This window comes from Burkholderia sp. E168m23 (assembly GCF_016586125.1).
Taxonomy (GTDB): Bacteria; Pseudomonadota; Gammaproteobacteria; order Burkholderiales; family Burkholderiaceae; genus Burkholderia; species Burkholderia orbicola.
Genome location: NZ_BCPP01001328.1, coordinates 1 through 1,416, shown reverse-complemented (window position 1 = coordinate 1,416; position 1,416 = coordinate 1). Strand labels below are relative to the sequence as shown.

General features: G+C 68.4%; 2 protein-coding genes. Both read right to left on the bottom strand.

The genetic code is table 11. The features are described from left to right. Positions 1-472 (bottom strand): 5'/3'-nucleotidase SurE (gene surE, locus JMF90_RS36985; protein ID WP_201326332.1); only part of this gene is annotated, 472 nt, incomplete at its 3' end. Positions 473-692: 220 nt separating this feature from the next. Continuing rightward, positions 693-1,416: CaiB/BaiF CoA-transferase family protein (locus JMF90_RS36980; protein ID WP_201326331.1), on the bottom strand; the 724-nt coding region annotated here is incomplete at its 5' end.

The following is a 1,416-nucleotide window of genomic DNA, read 5'->3' as shown; positions in this document are numbered from 1 at the left end:
GCAGCGGGTTGCCCGGCAGCGGATGCGCGAGGTAGTGCGCGACGATTTCCGCGGCGACGCGCGCGGCGTCGGCCAGACGGGCCCAGCCCTTGTCGACCAGCGAGAACGCGATGGCCGGCACACCGAACATGATGCCTTCGGTGGCGGCCGCAACTGTCCCCGAATAGAGCGTGTCTTCGCCCATGTTCTGGCCGTTGTTGATGCCGGACACGACGATGTCCGGCTTCGCGTCGGCCATCCCCGTCAGCGCGACGTGCACCGAATCGGTCGGCGTGCCGTTCACGTAGAAGAAACCCGTACCCGCTGCGCGCTGCACCGACAGCGGCCGCGACAACGTGAGGGAATTCGACGCGCCGCTGCAGTTCTGCTCGGGCGCGATCACCGTAAGCTCGGCCAGCGGCTGCAGCGCTTCGCTGAGCGCGGCGAGACCGGGGGCGAGATAGCCGTCGTCGTTGCTGAGTAGGATTCGCATCCGGCGATTGTAACCGAGGAAAGATGGCGCGAGAGCGACAGTCCGGCCACCGCGGACGGGCGGGTATACGCATGGACACGCGGTGCGCCGCCGCACGACGCGGCGGCGTTCCGCGCGCTGGGGAAAACACCGGGCCGACCGGGTTTTCCGCCCAAAGAAAATCGCCTTGGGGAAACCCTCATCGGGAGGCCCGGCGCGAAGCGCGCAGGCCTCGGCGCACTCAGATCGCGCCCGCCTCGCGCAGCGCGGCAATCGCCTGTGCGTCGTAGCCGAGGCCGCGCAACACCTCGTCGGTATGCTCGCCGAGCTCGGGCCCGAGCCAGCGTGTTTCGCCCGGCGTGTCCGACAGTTTCGGCGTGATGTTCGGCAGCGGAATGTCGGTGCCGTCGGCCAGCTTGAAACGCTGGATCATCTGACGCGCGACGAACTGCGGATCGGTGAACATGTCGGCCGCGCTGTAGATGCGCCCGGCCGGCACGTCGGCCGCATTGAGCACGACGAGAGCCTCGTCGATCGTGCGCGGCGCGAGCCACGCGGCGATCGCGTCGTCGATTTCCTGCGTGCGCGGCACGCGCCCGTCGTTTTGCGCGAGCGCGGGATCGTCGGCCAGGTCGTCGCGCTCGATCGCCTTCATCAGCCGCTTGAAGATCGGATCGCTGTTGCCGCCGATCACGATGCTGCCGTCGCGGCATGCGTACGTATTCGACGGCACGATGCCCGGCAGCGACGCGCCGGTGCGCTCGCGCACCATCCCGTACACGCCGTACTCGGGCACCACGCTTTCCATCATGTTGAAGACGGCTTCATACAGTGCAACGTCGACCACCTGCCCCGCGCCGCCGTTGACCTTGCGGTGATGGAGCGCCATCAGCGCGCCGATCACGCCGTGCAGCGCCGCGATCGAGTCGCCGATCGAGATGCCGATGCGCGGCGGCGGCAGATCC